The sequence below is a fragment of the Acinetobacter sp. BEC1-S18-ESBL-01 genome, from assembly GCF_014169935.1.
Taxonomy (GTDB): Bacteria; Pseudomonadota; Gammaproteobacteria; order Pseudomonadales; family Moraxellaceae; genus Acinetobacter; species Acinetobacter pittii.
In genome coordinates, this window is record NZ_AP022302.1 from 2,779,484 (window position 1) to 2,799,384 (window position 19,901).

General features: G+C 38.3%; 20 protein-coding genes. 9 read left to right on the forward strand and 11 right to left on the reverse strand.

Annotated elements, in window-relative coordinates:
- Positions 1-26: 26 nt before the first annotated feature.
- The 4 genes from cysD to lysS all read right to left on the reverse strand — a co-directional run bounded on the left by cysD (position 27) and on the right by lysS (position 4,482).
- Complete coding sequence (gene cysD / locus H7R46_RS13150) at positions 27-935, reverse strand: sulfate adenylyltransferase subunit CysD (protein WP_000140408.1); 909 nt, start codon at positions 933-935, stop codon at positions 27-29.
- A complete protein-coding gene (locus H7R46_RS13155; RefSeq protein ID WP_002117520.1) occupies positions 928-1,059 on the reverse strand; it encodes a hypothetical protein in 132 nt (43 codons plus the stop codon). Before H7R46_RS13155 ends, cysD begins: the two co-directional genes overlap by 8 nt.
- Positions 1,060-1,312: 253 nt before the next feature.
- Positions 1,313-2,767, reverse strand: a complete 1,455-nt coding sequence (locus tag H7R46_RS13160) for a capsule assembly Wzi family protein (protein ID WP_002117621.1) — start codon at positions 2,765-2,767, stop codon at positions 1,313-1,315.
- 185 nt (positions 2,768-2,952) lie between these two features.
- Positions 2,953-4,482 (reverse strand): lysine--tRNA ligase, encoded by a 1,530-nt coding sequence (lysS, locus tag H7R46_RS13165; RefSeq protein ID WP_005070604.1) that lies wholly within the window; start codon positions 4,480-4,482, stop codon positions 2,953-2,955.
- A gap of 256 nt (positions 4,483-4,738) precedes the next feature.
- Here lysS and H7R46_RS13170 point away from each other — a divergent pair, with 256 nt between their 5' ends.
- A complete protein-coding gene (locus H7R46_RS13170; RefSeq protein ID WP_005070605.1) occupies positions 4,739-5,227 on the forward strand; it encodes a YqiA/YcfP family alpha/beta fold hydrolase in 489 nt (162 codons plus the stop codon).
- A gap of 15 nt (positions 5,228-5,242) precedes the next feature.
- Here the strand turns inward: H7R46_RS13170 and H7R46_RS13175 are convergent, their stop codons facing one another.
- On the reverse strand, positions 5,243-5,683 hold the full coding sequence (locus tag H7R46_RS13175) for an SRPBCC family protein (RefSeq protein WP_005070606.1): 441 nt from the start codon (positions 5,681-5,683) through the stop codon (positions 5,243-5,245).
- Positions 5,684-6,130: 447 nt separating this feature from the next.
- Here H7R46_RS13175 and rubA point away from each other — a divergent pair, with 447 nt between their 5' ends.
- From rubA to oxyR, 4 genes are all read left to right on the forward strand, one after another.
- Positions 6,131-6,295, forward strand: coding sequence for a rubredoxin RubA (gene rubA / locus H7R46_RS13180; RefSeq protein ID WP_000760495.1), 165 nt, complete (start codon positions 6,131-6,133; stop codon positions 6,293-6,295).
- Between the two features lie 94 nt (positions 6,296-6,389).
- Complete coding sequence (gene rubB, locus H7R46_RS13185) at positions 6,390-7,571, forward strand: rubredoxin reductase RubB (RefSeq protein ID WP_005070610.1); 1,182 nt, start codon at positions 6,390-6,392, stop codon at positions 7,569-7,571.
- A 52-nt stretch (positions 7,572-7,623) separates the two neighbouring features.
- Entirely contained in the window at positions 7,624-8,568 is a 945-nt protein-coding gene (estB, locus tag H7R46_RS13190) for an esterase EstB (protein WP_005070614.1), read from the forward strand.
- A gap of 6 nt (positions 8,569-8,574) precedes the next feature.
- On the forward strand, positions 8,575-9,483 hold the full coding sequence (gene oxyR, locus H7R46_RS13195; RefSeq protein ID WP_005070616.1) for a LysR family transcriptional regulator OxyR: 909 nt from the start codon (positions 8,575-8,577) through the stop codon (positions 9,481-9,483).
- A gap of 29 nt (positions 9,484-9,512) precedes the next feature.
- Here the strand turns inward: oxyR and H7R46_RS13200 are convergent, their stop codons facing one another.
- Positions 9,513-10,103: an SPOR domain-containing protein gene (locus H7R46_RS13200; RefSeq protein ID WP_025469853.1), complete on the reverse strand. Its 591-nt coding sequence runs from the start codon at positions 10,101-10,103 to the stop codon at positions 9,513-9,515.
- A gap of 57 nt (positions 10,104-10,160) precedes the next feature.
- Between H7R46_RS13200 and H7R46_RS13205 the strand changes: the two genes are divergently transcribed.
- Positions 10,161-10,289 carry a hypothetical protein gene (locus H7R46_RS13205; RefSeq protein WP_002117691.1) on the forward strand — a complete coding sequence of 43 codons (129 nt, stop codon included), beginning with the start codon at positions 10,161-10,163 and terminating at the stop codon, positions 10,287-10,289.
- A gap of 60 nt (positions 10,290-10,349) precedes the next feature.
- Here H7R46_RS13205 and ppk1 read toward each other — a convergent pair whose 3' ends face one another.
- Positions 10,350-12,428, reverse strand: coding sequence for a polyphosphate kinase 1 (gene ppk1, locus H7R46_RS13210; RefSeq protein WP_005070619.1), 2,079 nt, complete (start codon positions 12,426-12,428; stop codon positions 10,350-10,352).
- 105 nt (positions 12,429-12,533) lie between these two features.
- Positions 12,534-13,211, reverse strand: a complete 678-nt coding sequence (gene mtgA, locus H7R46_RS13215) for a monofunctional biosynthetic peptidoglycan transglycosylase (RefSeq protein WP_005070629.1) — start codon at positions 13,209-13,211, stop codon at positions 12,534-12,536.
- A gap of 76 nt (positions 13,212-13,287) precedes the next feature.
- On the opposite strand from mtgA, the gene H7R46_RS13220 reads away from it, so the two are divergent.
- Positions 13,288-14,097 (forward strand): rhomboid family intramembrane serine protease, encoded by an 810-nt coding sequence (locus tag H7R46_RS13220; protein WP_005070631.1) that lies wholly within the window; start codon positions 13,288-13,290, stop codon positions 14,095-14,097.
- Position 14,098: 1 nt separating this feature from the next.
- On the opposite strand, the gene H7R46_RS13225 is transcribed toward H7R46_RS13220, so the two are convergent.
- Positions 14,099-16,558: an ABC transporter permease gene (locus H7R46_RS13225; RefSeq protein WP_005070632.1), complete on the reverse strand. Its 2,460-nt coding sequence runs from the start codon at positions 16,556-16,558 to the stop codon at positions 14,099-14,101.
- Between the two features lie 3 nt (positions 16,559-16,561).
- A complete protein-coding gene (locus H7R46_RS13230) occupies positions 16,562-17,254 on the reverse strand; it encodes an ABC transporter ATP-binding protein (RefSeq protein ID WP_005070633.1) in 693 nt (230 codons plus the stop codon).
- 44 nt (positions 17,255-17,298) lie between these two features.
- Here H7R46_RS13230 and H7R46_RS13235 point away from each other — a divergent pair, with 44 nt between their 5' ends.
- On the forward strand, positions 17,299-17,922 hold the full coding sequence (locus tag H7R46_RS13235) for an arylesterase (RefSeq protein WP_005070634.1): 624 nt from the start codon (positions 17,299-17,301) through the stop codon (positions 17,920-17,922).
- A 35-nt stretch (positions 17,923-17,957) separates the two neighbouring features.
- On the opposite strand, the gene H7R46_RS13240 is transcribed toward H7R46_RS13235, so the two are convergent.
- On the reverse strand, positions 17,958-18,572 hold the full coding sequence (locus tag H7R46_RS13240; protein WP_002117769.1) for a carbonic anhydrase: 615 nt from the start codon (positions 18,570-18,572) through the stop codon (positions 17,958-17,960).
- A gap of 284 nt (positions 18,573-18,856) precedes the next feature.
- Between H7R46_RS13240 and H7R46_RS13245 the strand changes: the two genes are divergently transcribed.
- Complete coding sequence (locus H7R46_RS13245) at positions 18,857-19,882, forward strand: alpha/beta fold hydrolase (RefSeq protein WP_005070648.1); 1,026 nt, start codon at positions 18,857-18,859, stop codon at positions 19,880-19,882.
- The last annotated feature ends 19 nt before the right edge of the window (positions 19,883-19,901 follow it).

Sequence of the window (19,901 nt, forward strand, 5' to 3'; positions counted from 1 at the left end):
CAAACTCCACAAATTTAGAAATTGTCTTAGAAATAACCTTCTTGCTTTTTCTTTTCCATTGAGCCCGCTTCATCATGGTCAATCATACGACCTTGACGCTCAGAACTCGTGGCTAAAAGCATCTCTTGGATAATTTCAGGTAACGTATCTGCTTCAGACTCAACTGCACCAGTTAACGGGTAACAGCCAAGTGTACGGAAACGTACAGACTTCATCTGTGGAACTTCACCCTCTTTTAGACGCATACGCTCATCATCAACCATGATTAACGTACCACTACGCTCTACTACTGGACGAACAGCAGAGAAATAAAGAGGAACGATTTGAATATTTTCTAAATAGATATATTGCCAGATATCTAACTCAGTCCAGTTAGATAAAGGGAATACACGAATACTTTCACCTTTGTTCACTTTACCGTTGTAAAGATTCCAAAGTTCAGGGCGTTGGTTTTTCGGGTCCCAACGGTGTTTACTATCACGGAATGAATATACACGCTCTTTTGCACGTGATTTTTCTTCATCACGACGTGCACCACCAAAAGCAGCATCAAATTGATATTTATCCAAAGCCTGTTTTAAAGCTTGGGTTTTCATAATATCGGTATATTTTGAACTACCATGATCAAATGGGTTGATCCCAGCTTCACGGCCTTCTTTGTTCTGATGAACAATTAAGTCAAAACCATGAGTTTTTGCCATGTTATCGCGAAACGCGATCATGTCTTTAAATTTCCAACCCGTATCTACATGTAATAATGGGAATGGAAGTTTAGCTGGATAAAATGCTTTTAACGCAAGATGAAGCATAACAGCCGAGTCTTTACCAATTGAGTAAAGCATGACTGGGTTTTCGAATTCTGCAGCAACTTCACGGATGATATGAATGCTTTCCGCTTCAAGCTGTTTGAGATGTGTGAGTCTTGATTCAGTCATGAACACGTCCTTCTCTATCCATTTTGCCCATAAAATCTAGAAGTAGTATTAAACCACCACCTAGAAGACCATGTGGAGGAACGAGTGCCATAACAACTCCAATTTTTCGTGATAGATAATCCAACCACAAGCCTTTATATGGCTTATAGCATTAGTTATGCATTATAGTGATTTAAAACCGATTCCTTTTGCTTGTTTTTTCATATTGATATTCGATTTAATCATATACATGTAATATGCTGATTCACTTGCATAACTTTGTAATCCTAGCTTGTGTAACCAACTTAAGCAAATCATGTTCTAGTCTTTAGTTTTCTTTAAAAGCCATAAAAAAGAGAAGCATTAATCGCTTCTCTTTTCTAAAACATGATCTAATCTTAGAAACCAAACATTTTACGTTCTAATGGAATTTCAACACCAATAGATGCACCTGCATCATTACCCTCAAGATCCGAATCACTTACCCATCCATTAATTTTTAATGGAAGATCAGGTTTGATGAAATGCGTCCACGTTAAATCAAGTGCTTTAATTTCATCATCTTTAGGGAATGCTTTATTGATTGCCAAGTTAGATTGGTTAACTTTAACCACCATAGCGCGACCACTTAAACGGTTCATGACATCAAAGCGGATATCGCCACCCACCGAATACATTTGCCCGTCACCACCCATCGCATGACCTAACGAGAAACCATGTTGATAATAGCCATCTGTATATTGGTGGTGATTATATGAAATCCCTCTTGCATCACCATTTGTACGTGTATCTGCCCATTCAGCATAGAGTTGATAAGGCATATTATTAACTATTGAAGAATAATCTGCTCCAGCCAAATACATTTTTTTAGATGGTAAACCACCCGCCTCATCTTCCCCTACATATTGCCCGTAAACACTGACTGGGATATTAAACAACGGTTGTAATTGTAAACGAGCATCAAAACCTGCTAACTGATTAGATGCATTATCTTCGCCTACACAACTACTTTCAGTACAACCATTATCTTTACCGATAATCGCATTCCAATAGGCTTTAAAACTATTTGGCTGACCATCTCCACCAATTTGAATCGCTCTAGAAGCACCAAGTTCTAAAGCAGGAAATGGTTGTGCAGTTAAACGCATCCCAATTAATTTTGCATTATGTATTTTATAATCATCTAATTGACCAGCAAAAGCTTGATATTGCCAAGGTCCAATCCAAGACAACCATTTTGTCTCAAAAGCATTTTGCACAGCACGTTGTGCAGTTACCCCATAAACTGGTCGACTTGCATCACCACGAATTAAGCTACCATCATGTCCAGGTCCCCACCATGTTGGAATTTGACCTGCAACTACCCATTGATTCCAAAGTTTACCAGCGACATATGAACCCTCAACATTGACATCTTGACCATTATCAATTTGTGGGTCTTTTTCTGCATTTACTCGGATTTTAGCGTCCCAGTTTTCACCGCCAGCATTAAACTCTAATGAACCTTGGTACTGTGATTTTTGGTTATCGCCAAATGCTTGTGGAATATTTTTAATATCAGATTCAGCAAAAGCACCCACTTTAACTGTATTGTTATCTGCTTTTAACGCATTAAGTACTGAATTAATAACTTTTTGTTGAGCTGGATGCGTCACTTTTGCTTGAGAAAGTGCTCTTTGAATTTCATCACCACTTAACGGCCAAGTTGAAGTGCTAATACTGATAACACCTTGTTGATTTAACCAGTTTAAGTCGGTACGTAAGTCTTCATTATTTAGCACTAAACCTTGTGCAAAAATAGCGGATGAAGCAGTTGCCAATATTGCAATTGAAAGTGTTTTTCTTAGAAACATGCCAGCCAATTCTCAAAGTTATTTATGAGCAACACCTTAAATTTTTTATCACAACTTTGCAATTGTTAAACTGTGCAATTACATTTTTTAACGCTATCTTAAGATTAGTATAATTAGGTAAGTTTCTAGATATAAAAAGTAATAAAAAAGGCAGTATAAATACTGCCTTTTTGCATCTTAGAAGATTAACCTTCTTTACGGCGCATATGCGGGAATAAAATTACATCGCGGATACTTGGCGCGTCAGCAAATAACATGACTAAACGGTCAATGCCAATACCTTCACCTGCTGTTGGAGGTAAACCATATTCAAGTGCTTCAACAAATTCTGCATCGTAATGCATTGCTTCATCATCACCAGCATCTTTTTCAGCAACTTGCGCTTGGAAACGCTCAGCTTGATCGATTGGGTCATTTAACTCGCTGAAGCCATTTGCTAATTCACGACCACCGATGAAGAATTCAAAACGATCTGTAACGTGTGGATTGTCATCATTACGGCGAGCGAGTGGAGAAGTTTCCGCTGGGTAATCAGTAATAAATGTTGGCTGACGAAGTTTAGTTTCAACAGTTTCTTCAAATACGATCGTTTGAAGCTTACCTAAACCAAAACCAGGCTTAACCTCTTCTTTCAATTCTTCACGAATAAATTTTGCAAGAAACTCGCGATCACTTACATTTTCAGGTGTGAACTGTGGGTTATTCTCTAAAATCGCATCGAACATAGAGATTTTCTTGAATGGTCCTTTGAAGCTAAACACTTCACCTTGGTAAGGAACATCAGTTGTACCTAAAATATCCAAAGCCAACTTTTCAAGCATATTTTCAGTTAATGCCATTAAGTCTTTATAATCAGCATATGCCTGATAAAACTCGATCATCGTGAATTCAGGGTTGTGACGTGTTGAAACCCCTTCATTACGGAAGTTACGGTTAATTTCGAACACACGCTCAAAACCACCCACAACTAAACGCTTCAAATAAAGTTCAGGCGCAATACGTAAGAATAAAGGCATATCCAAAGCATTGTGATGTGTTTCGAATGGACGTGCAGAAGCACCACCCGGAATCACATGCATCATTGGCGTTTCAACTTCCATGAAACGTTCATTGTTTAAGAATGCTCGAATACCTGCAACAACTTTGGCACGGATTTCAAAAGTTTTACGTGTTTCTTCATTCACGATTAAGTCAAGGTAACGTTTACGGTACTTAACTTCTGTGTCATTTAAGCCATGAAATTTGTCTGGTAACGGACGAAGAGATTTTGTAAGAAGTTCAAAACCTTCAAGATGAACATATAAGTCACCTTTGCCTGAACGTCCGATATAACCTTCGGCAGCAATAATGTCACCGAGATCTAAACCTTTAATAGTTTCAAGAATATCTTTTGGTAAGCCTTTACGGTCAACATATAACTGAATACGACCAGTCATGTCTTGAATCACCATGAAAGAACCACGGTTTAACATGACACGGCCAGCTACTTTTACATAGACATGCTCAGCGCTTTCAATTTGTTCTTTCGACTGATCTTTAAATTGTTCTTGTAGATCAGCTGCGTAATGTTCACGCTTAAAAGTATTTGGCCAAGGACTCTTTCCAGTTTCCTTCGCAACATCTTGGATTTGCTTTAATTTGGCATGACGCTGTGCAATTAAATCGTTTTCGGAAATAGTTGGTTCAGAAGTCGATTGAGCGTTTTGTTGCGTCATCTCTGCCTCGATTAAGTAAAAATGAAGTGGCATAGCTTAACAGATTGCAGGAGTTTTTCGAATGATTTCAATCAAACAAAAATGAAAAAAGACAATTTATGAAAACGAGCAGTACTTTTTAAAGGCAAAATGACTTAGACCAATCGCTAAGATCATTTTTTAAAGCTTTTAGTAAAATATAAAAAAATCCAAATAACCTCGATATTCAAAGGCCTTATTTGCCTTGTATTTTATCAATGAGATTGTGTCGTAAATAATGAAAATTCTATTTTTACATGGCTTGGATTCTTCTCGTGAATCAACAAAGTTCCACGCCATTTTACATCCTGAAAAATTTTGTATTGACGTTGATTATCGTAACTTAAGTTATGCGTCTGTTGAGTACTTTTATCATCAGGCTATTCAGACGATCAAACCAGATTTACTGGTTGGTCACAGCCTTGGAGGATATTGGGCCTTAAAAACTGCCGCTCAACATAAATTAGCTGTGATTGTGGCAAATCCAAGTCTTACACCTAGTTTTCGACCTGACTATCCTCAACTTTCTGAAGAGGAGCTCACCATCTCTAATCCTAAAATGGCCTATTTAGAATTAGGAGATGAGCAACTTGATATGTATCAGGTTCAAGAAAAACTTGCTCCCTATATGAATGTTGAAACATTTGAAGGTGGACATCATCGATTAGCCTATCCTTCTCGCATCAATGATTTGATTATGAAAATTTATAAAAAATATTTGGCTTAAATTGATGCCGATTGCCTATTTTCCTTCTGCCAATTTCTTGATTACATCAAATCCTTGAACGAAGCCACTTTTCAACATACCCATGTATTCAGGTAAGGTGGCTAATTCGACTTTTAAAGTAGTTACACTATCGTGCTGGCTCAAAAAATATTTTTCTTGGGAACCACTCCAGCCTTTAACTTCTTCACTTTCTAAATCTTCCTTACCGTCCTTAATCATTCCTAAATGTTTAAAAATCAATATTTCCGGCTTTTTCAATTCTTCAATGGTGGAGACCATGCCATTGCCTTCACCATCTAGAAAATAAGTTTTACCACCGATTTGCCAATCGGTACGCATTGAAGAGTCTGGGGCAAAGAATTTTGTCCAAGCATTATATGTCTCGTTATTCCAAAGTAATTCCCATACTTTTTCTATAGGCGCCTCAATTTCTACTTCGTATACTAAATTTTCCATACTTAAGTTCCCTGATTTATTCCGTTCTTATACTGTCGAATTTTTAATTTTCGTGTTTAATAATGACATCTGTTGAATCTTTATTTGTTGTTATTTAGCTTTCTTATTATATAAATCTTTTAAATGAGCCGACACTTTTTATTTCTCAATAATTTCACAAACAACATTAAGTTTAAAATTAACGTTAAGAATGTATTAGTTATTATTAGTTTATGCTCAAGTTTTGCCTAAAAAACCACTTATTTGTCCTAACCTGCCATTCATCTTTGCTTACGAATGATTAAACTCCGTTATTTGCTTTACATTAAATGTAGAACTGCGTAAAAATTTGATATCCGATCAAAGGCACATTGGTTATTATTGACCGGATCGTGGTTACATTATTAATAGATGGAATAGTTTTACTGAAAGGCAGCTTTGAGCAAACTTATCAGTGCGGAGAGTCTCATGAAAAAATATCAATGTATCGTTTGTGGATGGATTTACGATGAAGCAGAAGGTTGGCCACAAGACGGCATTGCAGCTGGAACAAAATGGGAAGATATCCCTGATGACTGGACTTGCCCTGATTGCGGCGTTTCAAAAGCTGACTTCGAAATGATCGAAATCTAATGATTTAAAGCAAAAGGCCATGATTGACATGGTCTTTTTTACGAATATTACCCATTACCGTATTAATTAAACAATTCTAACTCTGGAGAGAAAAATGCATCCTATCGTCATTATCGGATCAGGCATGGCGGGTTATACCTTAGCACGTGAGTTTCGTAAACTTAGCCCAGAGCAAGAACTTGTGATGATTTGTGCGGATGATGCAGTGAATTATGCAAAACCAACATTATCAAATGCATTTGCAGGTAAAAAAGCACCTGAACAGATTGCTTTAGGTGATGCTGCTAAAATGGGTACCCAACTCAATATGCGTATTGAGCCTTTCACTTTTGTAAAAGAAATTTTAGCTGAACGTCATGAGCTCGTTCTTGAGAAAGATGGGGTAACTTCGAATCAACCCTATTCAAAACTGATTTTAGCGGTTGGTGCTAACCCAATTCGTCTTGCAATTGCAGGCGATGGTAGTGATGACATTCATGTAGTGAACTCGCTAATTGATTACCGTGCTTTCCGTGAAAACCTAGCTCAACGCAAAGACAAACGTGTTGTTATTTTGGGTGCCGGTTTAATTGGTTGTGAATTTGCCAATGACTTACTTCACAGTGAATATGACATTACTGTCATTGATTTGGCACCTCAACCATTAGGTCGCTTATTGCCAGGTCATATTGCTTCTGCATTCCAGCAAAATCTCGAAGAGGCTGGTGTTAAATTTGCATTAGGCACAACCGTTGAAAAAGTCAGCAAAATTAATGGTGGCGAAGATTATGCGATTACACTCGCAAATGGCCAAACTTTGGTAGCAGACATTGTTCTTTCAGCCATTGGTTTACAGCCAAATATTTCACTTGCTAAAAGTGCAGATATTCAAACAAGCCGAGGAATTATTACCAATAGTTTACTGGAAACGAATCAAGCCGACATTTATGCAATTGGCGATTGCGCTGAAGTAAATGGCACGCTACTTCCATATGTAATGCCGATTATGCAGCAAGCTCGTGCTCTTGCTAAAACCCTCAGTGGGCAACAAACTGCCGTACACTACCCTGCTATGCCCGTTGCAGTAAAAACTCCTGCAGCTCCACTTACAGTATTACCGGCACCAGTAGATGTAGAAGTGAACTGGGAAACAGAAGAGTTCGACGATGGTATGCTTGCTAAAGCAATTGACAATGAAGGAACATTGCGTGGTTTCGTATTGTTAGGTGCAACAGCAGGTAAACAACGCTTAACTTTAACAAAGCTTGTTCCAGATCTTATTCCAGCTCAAGCATAAGGTTTGAATCAGGAATACTCTTTTGTGAGTATTCCTTTAAGGAATGAATAACATGAATAGTGCCTTACAGTTTAACATTTCGCCGTACACATCTTTCATGCAAGAAACCAAAGTCAACTTAGGCAATGGTATTGAGCTACATGTAGAAGTAGGTGGAAAACCGGAACATCCAACCATTTTGCTGATTATGGGTCTTGGGGCTCAAATGCTTTTCTGGCCAGATTTCTTCTGTAAATCACTCATTGATCAAGGTTTTCGTGTTATTCGTTTTGATAACCGTGATATTGGCCTTTCTTCAAAAGTACGTCATGAAGGTAAGCGTTTAAATACTGTTAAATTGATGGGTCGCTTTGCACTCGGTCTAAGTAATCAAGGGGCACCTTATACCCTGCACGATATGGCAGATGATGTATCAATGCTCATTGACCGTTTAGGCGTGGCTAAAACACATGTCATTGGCGCATCAATGGGTGGGATGATTGCTCAAATTCTTGCAGCAAAATATCCTGAAAAGGTTGAGAAATTGGGGCTCATGTTTACAAGTAATAATCAGCCTTTTTTACCCCCTCCTTTTCCGAAACAGCTTTTGAGTTTAATTGGCAAACCTGAGTCACGTGACGAAGAAGGTATTGTTAATCACAGTTTAAAACTATTTCAATTGATTGGTTCACCTGGTTACGTCAACCAGATTGAAGCAATGCAAACTGCACGCAAACTTTATCAACGTAGCTATTATCCTGCTGGTGTACTTCAACAGTTTTTAGCAATATTATGTACAGGCTCCTTACTTCAACTGGACCGTAAAATTAAGCAACCCGCGTTAGTCTTACATGGCTCTCGTGATCGCTTACTTCCACCTAGTCATGGTAAGGCTGTAGCAAAAGCAATTTCCGGTGCTAAGTTTGAATTAATTGATGGAATGGGGCATGATATCCCTGCACATTTTATTCCTCAGCTTAGCGGTTTATTTGCGCATCATTTTAAATCATCATACTAGGACACTATGGCTGCATTACCCTCACTAAGACAGCTATCATATTTAGTTACGTTGTCGGAAACTTTGCATTTTACTGAAGCAGCACGCCGCTCTTTTGTCACGCAATCGACGTTATCAGGCGGCATCATGGAGCTTGAACGGTTATTAGGTGGCGTTCTGGTAGAGCGTGACCGTCAGAATGTGCGTTTAACACCATTGGGTGAACAAGTTGTTGCTCGTGCCCGTGTATTACTAGCAGATGCTCAAGATTTAATGCGATTGAGCCGTGAAATGAGTGAACCGTTAACAGGTGATTTGCATTTGGGAGTTATCCCAACCATTGCACCTTTTATTCTGACACGGTTACTTGATGAAGTGCATCAGCAGTTACCTAAAATTCAGTTGCATCTGCATGAAGCTCAAAGTGAAAAAATTGTAGAGCGTTTAGAACACGGTAATCTAGACATGATTGTTCTTGCTCTACCGTTTGATACTAGAGGCCTAAAAGTCGCTGAAATCTCGAAAGAAAATTTGTACCTTGTATGTAGTAAGCAAGATACAAATGCTTTGCAAGCAAACTCACTAGATGATCTTGATTTATCGAGATTAATTTTGCTTGAAGAAGGCCACTGTTTACGTGACCACGTTTTAAGTGCATGCCCTATCGGTGAACGTAAAAACGACAACCGTTTAAAAGCAAGCTCTTTACCAACTTTAGTTGAAATGGTTTCTTCTGATTTAGGTTTTACGCTTTTACCAGAAATTGCAATTGATAACAGTATGATCAAGTTTAATGATCAAATTACTGCAAAACCAATTGAAGATGCCCCGAGTCGCACTTTAGCGCTAGTCACTCGTAAAAGTACGCCGCTACAAAGTGAATTCGACGTGTTACTGCAAATTATGCAGAAAATCACGACAAACCTACATGAATAAAAAAAGGAGTCTTCGGACTCCTTTTTATTTTATTGAGGTGTAAGGGATGCCCACTTAAACACCCAAGCAGATTGCATATTCAAACTATTATCAGAAATAATTTTTTCTCTAATAATCTGTGCTATAGCATAGTCGTTGGCTGGATCTATCATAACTCGTACCCCTTTAGTGGTTGAGCTGGTTACGACCTTATAGCCCTTTGCTTCAAGCTGTGACTGAATCCTATTTGCTTTATTTTGATTAGAAGCTAGCGCAACTTGTACCATCCATTTTTTTTCACCATTTTCTAAAATTTCTTTAGCGATCGCAGCATCAAGTTGTTTTTTATTTTCAGAATTTTTCTTTTCTTCTACTTTTTTTGTGTGAACTTCCTCATTTTTCTTTTGCGCTAAAAACTCATCTTGCTTTTGTTTTCTTTTTTGAATAATTATTGCTTTATTCTTTACCTCACTCTTTTTAGTTTTATCATTGGAAACTGGCACAAAATAAGGATATATCGCTTGATCATCAAATCTTTGAAATACGATGATATCCCCATAACACTTCTGATCTGCGTAAACGGTCACTGGCATTATCCCCAAAAGTATTCTAATAAGTAAATTTCTAATAAAGCATTGCATCTTATTCATTTACCGAAGTTAAGTATATTTAATGCGGCGTATTAAAGTAGATTTCACATGATTTGTATATTTATAAAATTCAATGTTTTATGGAAAGAATCACATATTTTAAAAACATCTTGCCGTGCTTCAAATTATTATCGTTTACCCAACAACCATTTAGAAAAACTAATTAAATTATTTTGAATTTCAGTGAATTAAAAAAGCCGACATTTTGTCGGCTTTTTTAATTAAATTTAAAACTTATTATTTAATCATTTCTAATAGTGCTCTTTGAGCATTATGCAATTTTTCACCCTCTGCTGGCTCAGCACGTACCCAAGTACCATCTGACTGTAACAACCAAGCTTGCTGGTTATCTTGCAAATAGTTCACTAGGCCTTGTTGATAAATACGTTTTTTCAATGCAGGATCTTCCACAGGGAAACATGCTTCAACACGGTTAAATAAATTACGATCCATCCAGTCTGCGCTTGAGCAGTAAATACGCGCATCGCCATTATTGCTGAAGTAATAAACACGGGTATGTTCAAGGAAACGTCCTACAATTGAACGTACACGAATATTTTCTGATAAGTTAGGCAAACCTGGACGTAAACAGCAAATAGAACGAATAATCAGATCAATCTGAACACCCGCTTGAGATGCTTCATATAATTTATTGATTAATTGAACTTCTGTTAAGGCATTCACTTTCACAATAATTTGAGCTTTACGCCCCGCCTTAGCATTGGCAATTTCATCATCAATAAAGTTGATGAGCTGAGCATGTAAGGTAAATGGTGCATGTAATAGCTTTTTCAATTTCGCCATTTTGCCCATACCAGTCAACTCTTGGAAGATACGGTGCACGTCTTCACACAGATCTTTATCAGTCGTCATGAGACCATAATCGGTATAAATTCGAGCATTCATTGCATGGTAGTTACCAGTGCCTAAATGAACGTAACGCACAAGTTTGTTGTTTTCACGGCGCACCACCATAATCATTTTGGCGTGAGTTTTATAACCAACAATACCGTAAACAACGACAGCCCCCGCTTCTTGTAAAACGTTAGCTACTTCAATATTTGATTCTTCATCAAAGCGGGCACGCAATTCAATAACTGCGGTCACTTCTTTTCCATTACGCGCTGCTTCCGCCAAAATCTGTACAATTTCAGAGTCAGCACCACTACGGTAAAGCGTCTGCTTGATTGCCAATACTTGTGGATCGCGAGCAGCTTCACGAAGTAGCTGAATCACGGGTGCGAAAGATTCAAAAGGATGATGAAGCAAAATGTCTTGCTTCTGCATTGCAGAGAAAATGCTCTCGGTCTTTTTAAACACTTTAGGTACAACCGGCGTATGTGAGTCATAACGCAAATGAGGGCGTTTAAAATTTGAAACCAGACGAGCCAAGTTTACAGGACCATCAACTTTATATAATTGCTCATCAGTTAAATCAAATTCTTCTAATAAGTACTCGTAAATATGCTGCGGACAGTTATGAGTTACTTCTAAGCGAACAGCACGACCAAAACGTCGAGAACTTAATTCACCTTTTAAAGCTTTTGCTAAATCTTCAACATCTTCATTTAATGCCAAGTCTGCATTACGTGTAACACGGAATTGATAACATCCAGTTGCTGTCATGCCAGGGAACAAATCGGACACATGCTCATGGATAATTGCAGATAGCATGACGTGATGTTCTTTACCACCTGTTAACTCATCTGGCAGGCGGACAACGCGAGGTAATGAACGTGGGGCTGGAACCACAGCTAAATCAATTTGACGGCCAAAAGCATCTTTACCTTCTAAGGTAATAATAAAGTTTAAGCTCTTGTTTACGAGACGTGGGAACGGATGCGCTGGATCTAAGCTAATTGGGGTTAATACAGGTGCAACTTGTTCTTGAAAATACTTCTTAATCCAAGCTGACTGTGCTGGCGTTAGTTCACCACGACGGAGGAAGCAAATATCTTCTTCACGTAACTTAGGTAAGATTTCTTCATTTAAAATACGATATTGACGTTCAATCGCAGCGTGAGCAGTTTCAGAGATTTTTTGTAAGACTTGTCTTGGCGTCAAACCATCAGGGCTACGACTCTCATTGCCCAGAGAAAATTGCTCCATCACCCCCGCAACACGAATTTCGAAAAACTCGTCTAGATTACGTGAAAAAATGAGCAAGAAATTCATTCGCTCAAGTAATGGATGTAAAGGGTCTACCGCTTGCTCCAATACACGCAAATGGAAGTCAAGAATAGACAGTTCACGATTTATATAACGGTCATTATAACTATATTCTGTTGGGGTCGTTGGTGTAATCGCTGTATTCATGTCTAACTCAATTCTCTATCCAGCCAAAATCTCTATAAAACAGTATGCTGCAAAAATATGACAATTTGGTAAAAACTAAAAAATTTACACATCTTTAAAACATCATTATTCAGGAATCTGGGTGCTATTCATATAACGTAGAATAACGCGTTTTCTATATTGTAGTTTACGATCGTTGCGGTGATCTTGATAATATTTCGGATCAGGCAATAATGCGGCCAAAAAAACAGCTTGTTCGCGCGTTAAGCTTCTCGCACTTTTACCATAATAATATTGCGCGGCTGCTTCTACACCATATCGATTTTTGCCAAATTCAACAGAGTTCATATATACCTCAAGAATTCGGCGTTTTGACCACATCCGCTCCATCATCCAAGTTGCGATAGTTTCTTGGCCTTTACGAATAAACGAACGCTTATTGTATAAAAACAAGTTCTTTGCCAGTTGTTGAGACACAGTAGAACCACCAGCAACAACCTCTCCTTCTTCATTATTCCGCTCTAGAGCAAAACGAATGCCATCCCAGTCAAAACCATGGTGATGAATAAATTTTGCATCTTCCCCAGCTAAAATCGCATGTTTGAAATTGTCGCTAATATCATCATAGTCAAGCCATTCATGAATGATCGGCTCTGAGGTATCTGACCAATAATCAATTCGCATAAACATGGTGGTATCGACTTCATGTGTACGCCACCAAACTAAACTTGAGAAAATCCAAAGCTGAATAAGGAGAATTGCCCCTATAAAAATTAACAACACGCGAACAATAAAAGCTTTCATGTTCGTCCTGATCTCCTGTATTCAACTTTTTTCATGTTAAGCTGTTAAGCATGTTCATATATAACAAAAGCATAGCATGACTCAATATCAGCCTCCGCACATTAATCGTAAACTCAATGTACAAACTTGGTGGCTGACCGCCTTATTGATCTTGATTAATGTAGGTTTGTTTGTCTGGCAAATTGCGACTGGTGTCGATATTAGCGACCCAGCCATGAAAGATGCTATTCATTGGGGTGCAGATTTTACACCACTTACTTTTTCTGGGCAGCCCGAACGCTTATTTACCAGCATGTTTTTTCATTTTGGTCTTGTTCACCTCATGCTTAACATGTGGGCCCTCTATATTTTCGGTAATGTTGCTGAGTCACTATTTGGTCGCTTCTATTTTATAAGCCTGTATTTACTTGCTGGCTTATTTGGTAGCCTTCTCAGTAGCTATATGACTATTCAAAATGGGCATGAATTACTGCAACATTTCGATCAAAGCTTACTTCCTCATGTCAGTGCAGGTGCTTCGGGTGCCGTGATGGGATTAGGTGCTGCGTTAACAGTACTTTCTCTATTTCCCCCGCTTCCACACCAAGCCTACATACTCGATAAAAAAGCTTTATTAATGGTTATGGTCATCAACCTTATTTTTGGTTTTGTCGCAACGGGTATTAATAATGCCGCGCATATTGGCGGCATGATTATTGGAGCATTCCTTGCACTGATGTGGTACTTAAGCTATGTCAGCAAGTTAAAAACCATACTTAAAATTTTAGGCTTATTAGGCGCAGTAATCATTACGGGTGTTTTTTATATGTACTGTGTACAAATCAACTCACCGTTACTTCCACTATGGCATGAAATCATCATCCAGAACCCAGACATTATTCCTTAAACTACAATTGGTTTAATTCTCTTAAACTTTGTAAAGGTGGTAAATTACAGAGATAGCCTAGTCGATAACGACCAATCAGGGCACAAACCAGCATCATGCCAAGAGGTAAAATCAGCCATATTTCAATATGCCATTGTATTGCCATATTCATTTTATAGCTTGCGATCGCACTAATCACTTCCGCAAAAAAGCAGGCAACTATGCCTGCTAACAGACCAAGAAACCCAATCTCAAAACTGAGCATTTGCTTCATTTTATTTTTAGATAAACCAAATGAACGTAACAAAGCAACTTCACGGCGTCGCTCATCCATTAATAAATTTAGACATGCAATTAAAACGAGTATTCCAGAAAAACCGACTAATGCCGCTAGAACAGTCACGATTTTGACTAGAACATTCATTAAACGTTTTACTTCATCTAAAATCCGGTCAACATCAATAAATACTGTATTTGAGAACTGCTGAATAATATTGATCATTTTAGGTTGATCTTGCTTAGGCACATAGAAACTACCTAAATAACTTCCAGCATTTTCATCTAAAGTTTTAGGTGAAAAAATAAAGAAAAAGTTAGGGCTAAAACTTTCCCACTCTACACTCCGGAAATTCACAACTTTGGCCTGTAAGTTGCCTTCGGGCAAACTAAAAGTAAGCTTATCTCCAATTTGAATTCCTAAACTTTCGGCAGTTTTACTTTCGACTGAAACTTGTCCCACACCATCAAACTGGGCTTGACCACTTGTAATGACATTGTCCTTTGGTAGTAGATTTGATTGAGTCAAATTCAGTTCACGGCGCAAAGAATTGTTTTGCTTTATAGCCTCTTCTGAAAAAGGCACATCATTCTTAGCTAACAATCGGCCACGAATATTTGGATATAACGGCGTGCTTTGCCAGCCATTCTGTTTTAATTGTTGCTCAAATGCTTTTAAATCGAATGGAGGTAATCCATAAACAAATTGATTCGGTGTCCCTTCTGGAAGTTGTTGCTGCCAACGCTCTAATAAATCTGTTCTTAATACACTGAGCACCGTAATGAGGCTTAAGCCTAAAGCCAATGCAGTAATTTGTAAGGCGCTTTGTGATGGCGAACGAATATAAAAAGACAATCGATTTTTCAGCTTTTTTAAGCTACGAAGCAATAGCCAAACAACGGTGTAAAGCAAAATACAAAGAACAATAATTGCCGCTAAAACCAGAATGCTGAGCATTAAGTTTTCACTCAATACCAAACTAAAAACGACTAGGCTAGTGATTCCTGCAAAAAACATAAAAAATAAAGATTTGCGAGATTTGGCTTGCTCGCGAATAACTCGAATTGGAGGTGTATTTAAAAGTTCCCAAATGCTTGGCAAAATAAAACCAAGCAGTACGATCACACTCGTAAAAATAGCAATGGGTAAAGGTCCAACTAAAAGTGGTATGACCGAAAAACTTAGCTCTAATTGAGGTATTAATTGCAGCATAAGCTGGAGCAGGCCATAACCCATAATTAAACCTAATAGACTGCCCAACACAATTGAAATCGCACTAACAACACAAAGTAATCCAATATATGCCCACAAGATTTGGAACTTACTGGCTCCTAAGCATCTGATCAGCGCAATATGATCTTGGTTTTGTTGCACATAACGTTGACTCGTTAGAGCGATGGCAATACCACATAATAAAATCGTTAAAATATTAGCTAATTGCAAAAAGGTATCTAAATTTTCAAGCGGACGTAATAACCTACTGTTCGATTCACTTGCATCACGTAAACGCAATCCAGCCGCTTCATCTACATCTTTAGAAGGTTGATGCTGTTGCTTAAATTGCTTTGAAAATGACTGAACCTGTTCAGGGCTACCTGCCATTAATAAACGATAGTCAATTCTGCTCCCTGTCTGAATCGCATGAGTCTTAGCAATATCGGCTTGATGAATAATAACGGTTGGTGAAAAGCCTGAAAAACCGAGCTCCTGATTTGAATCACGCACAATCACGCCACTAAAACGGAAGGTAGCATCAGCAATAGAAACAGTATCTCCTAGCTTTACTTTAAGTAAATCGGCTGCTCTTTGACTTAGCCAAACTTCACCAGATTGAATCGCTTTAGCACTTGGTTCAATTTCCAACTGTCCTCTGAGTGGAAATAAAGGCTCAATTGCCTTTACATTCACCATGACAAACTGATCTTGGGTATGAGCCATCGAGCTAAATATAGTGACATTAGTTTGTTTTAAACCCAGCTGTTCTGCCCTTTTTTTCCACGACTGTTCGATAGGCTCGTTATTTGACAGAACCAAATCCGCACCCAGCATTTGTGAAGCTTGCAGACTGACTGCATTTTTAACTTGGTCGTTACTAAATTTCAGGGCAGTTGTTGCACTGATCGCAAGCGATAGAGCAATAATGAGTAGATATAATCCACCCGTACGAAAACTTTGTAGCAAAAGTGGTTTGAGAAGATTACGCATAGTTTAACCACCCTGTACTGTCTTTAGTCGGCCATCATCTAACTCAACATGACGCTGACAAAGGGATGCTAAATTACGATCATGGGTCACCAAAATCAGAGTCGTACCTAACTCTCGGTTTAAATCAAAGAGCAAGCTTTCAATTTCTTGTGCTGTCTGACCATCTAGATTTCCAGTCGGTTCATCCGCAAAAATAATTTGTGGTTCTGCAATAAGAGCGCGTGCAATGGCTACACGCTGCTGCTCGCCACCAGATAAGACTTTAGGCGTTTGTTCAACTTGACGACTCAGCCCTACTCGATGCAACCAATCTAAAGCTTTTTTCTCCGCTGTTTTATAATCAAAGTCTTTACGTAATCGTAAAGGTAACATCACATTTTCAAGCGCACTCAACTGAGGCAGAAGTTGAAAAGACTGAAATACAAAACCAATATGCTGCATTCTGATTTGGGCACGTTGTTCCTCTGTTAACTGATGAACAGCTTGACCACACAACCAGACTTCTCCTTCAGACGGTTGATCTAAAGTCGCCAAAATTCCTAGTAAGGTTGATTTACCTGAGCCGGAACGTCCCGTAATTGCTACCTGTTCCCCTTCAAAAATCTCTAAATCAATATCTTTTAAAATCGTAAACTGATTTTGGTTAATCTGAATAGTTTGTGTAACTTGATGGGCAGCAATGATGGGTTGTGGCATGATGTGAAAAGTCCTATGTATTCAGAATCAGGGTCGAAGTACAAATGTCTAAATCTTTTTTGATTGGTTCTAAAAGCATCATGCTCATCTCATTAAGTATGCTGCCTATGCTTGTATCGGCGAAAACTATTTTAATTTTAGGAGATAGTATTAGTGCCGGTTACGGAATTGATCCCAAACAAGGTTGGGTACAATTACTGCAAAAACGTTTAGACAAACAGTATCCCAAACAACACAAAGTGGTCAATGCAAGTGTTAGTGGAGAAACAACAAGCGGCGCTTTAGCCCGATTACCCAAATTATTGCAGACTTATAAGCCTAATGTGGTCGTGATTGAATTAGGCGGAAATGACGGCTTGCGTGGGCAACCACCTCAAATGATTCAAAAAAATCTGGATCAGCTCATTCAATTAAGCCAGAAACAAAAAGCCAAAGTTATTCTTTTTGGCATGAAGATTCCGCCAAATTATGGGGCTGCGTATAGCAAAGCTTTTGAAAATAATTATAAAGTTGTAAGTCAAAAATATCAGGTGAAACTACTACCGTTTTTTCTAGATGGTGTTGCTGGTCAAAAACAGCTTATGCAAAATGATTTAATTCATCCCAATGCTCAAGCGCAGTCAAAACTACTTAATTTAGCTTACCCATATATAAAAGGTGCCCTATAGGCACCTTTTATCTTTAAATATTCTTTTTAATATGATCAGAAATCAAAAAAAGTAACTTCACCAGTTTCTAGTGAATATTCTGCACCGACAACAATTAATTCACCTTTTGCAATCAGGCTCTCTAACACCGCTGAACCATGGCGTAATTGATTTACAGAAGCAAAAACGTTTGAACGTACCGCATGACATGAAAGTTTTTTCAAATCATTTTTTAAATCAGTCTGCATTAAAATTTCAACTGATGGACGAACGCGGTTCACAATCGACATTAGGTTAGATGATGGCGGGTGATCAGGATTCATTAACGTATCAATTGTTGCTTGAATCGCACCACAATGGCTGTGTCCTAATACAACTACAACTGGACAGTCATAACGCTCTGCTGCGAACTCGACACTACCGACTTGTGAAGGTGCAACCACATTACCAGCTACACGGATTACGAATAAGTCACCAAGACCTTGGTCAAATACCATCTCTGCTGGAACACGAGAATCTGAGCAGCCAAGTACAATTGCAAACGGATTTTGATCCTTTGCCATTTCAGCGCGTTCTTGATGAGATAAGGTTTTTGCAAGGGAAGTATTTCCATTTACAAATCGTTGATTACCGGCTTTCAGACGATCTAAAACTTCTTGCGCAGTAGGCATTTTATATTTCCATTGTTTTTTCAAGGTTGGAAATCATTTTAATGTGTCAAAATTTGAATGTCACTGACAAAAAATAAATCCTTTTCTATGAAAAAATTTAAAAATACTTAACCTGTTCTAATGTAGAGCTCACTGCATATTCGCTACTGTTTAGTGAAAAAATAGACATACTTTGGTTCTCGGATTGACTATAATTTTCTTCATTCCAAACATTTGGCAAATGACTCATTGGCAAAGTTTTTCAATAATTTTTCAAACTCGCTTAAGCTTCAAGGATGAAATCTATGACAAGGCTGTCCACATCAATTAAGGCCTCTATGAAAAAAACTGCTACAGCACTGACTTTGGCTTGTAGCGTATTGTCAGTGATGAGTATTTCTCAAACACAGGCAGCCAATAATATTGATGTGACATTCCAGAATGTATTACAGCAAGAACGTAACTGGGCAGGTCTACAAAGTAAAAGCTTAAAAGTCGGTGATGTGACTTGGTCTTATAGCGAAGGCGGCTCTACAACAAAACCGACTTTACTCCTTATTCATGGTTTAGCGGGTAGCCGTGATAACTGGAACAGAGTGGCTCGTTATCTCACCACAAATTACCATGTCATTATTCCTGACTTACCGGGTAGTGGTGAAACTATCGTTTCTCAAGACTTCGATTATTCGGTACCAAATCTTGCTGAAAAGTTACGTCGCTTTGTTGAGGCGGCAAATTTAAAAGGTCCAATTCATATTGCTGGGCACTCACTCGGCGGATCTATTGCCCTACTCTATGCTGGACAATATCCATTTGAAACGAAAAGTTTATTTTTAGTAGATAGCGGTGGTATTTTTCGCTCAGCCAATACAATTTATTTAAAAGATCCTGCTTACCTAAAACAGCTTTTAGTGTCTAAAAAAGGTGACTTTAATTATTTATTAAAACAAACCATGTTTAATCCTCCGTTTATTCCTAAAGAGTTTCTTCAAGCTCAAGAAAAGTTGATGATTGATCAGGCACCTCAAACACAAAAACTGGTTGATCAATTGATTGCACTTAATAAAGTCTACACACCAGATTCCTTTGCGGTACTTACCAAAACGATCGATGCACCGACGCTCATTCTATGGGGCAAACAAGATAAGATTATTAATGTCGAAGTAGCAAGTGAACTAAAACGACTTTTAAAGAATGCTCAGCCTCCAGTTATTTTAGAAAATGTAGGCCATATGCCGATTTTGGAAGCTGAACAGTTGGTTATGCAACAATATCTACCGTTTTTACTTAAAGTAGAAACAAATCAGTCGTCAAAAACGACCACACCTTAAATAAAACCTCGGACTTGTG